Consider the following 314-nt stretch of genomic DNA (forward strand, 5'->3'; position numbering starts at 1 on the left):
GCTGGCTTCGGTATGGCTCTTATTCGCCCTGTCTGAAAATGATCCGGGGGGGTGAAGTGCCCCGAGTTTTGTTCCTAGGCATTTGCCTTGATTTCTATTTTTACTTGCGGCGGGTTCTGCTTCCAAAATTCGGTTTCCACTTCGACTGGGGTTCGGTATCCCAAGCTTTGGTGGAGCCTTGTCTCGTTCCACCATGACACCCACTCGAACGTCGCGATTTCTACCTCGACAACGTCATTCCATCTGCGAGCATGGATCAGCTCGTTGGTGTAGGAGCCGTTTGCTGAGCGCGGGTAGTTGGTACCGCGGTTACG

At 53.5% G+C, this 314-nt stretch carries 1 protein-coding gene; it reads right to left on the reverse strand.

The features are described 5' to 3' along the window. Positions 1–74: 74 nt before the first annotated feature. A partial coding sequence (locus tag HMPREF3148_RS10885; protein ID WP_141741091.1) for an integrase core domain-containing protein occupies positions 75–314 on the reverse strand: 240 nt, incomplete at its 5' end.

The organism is Corynebacterium sp. HMSC05D08, assembly GCF_001807215.1.
GTDB classification, from domain to species: Bacteria; Actinomycetota; Actinomycetes; order Mycobacteriales; family Mycobacteriaceae; genus Corynebacterium; species Corynebacterium striatum.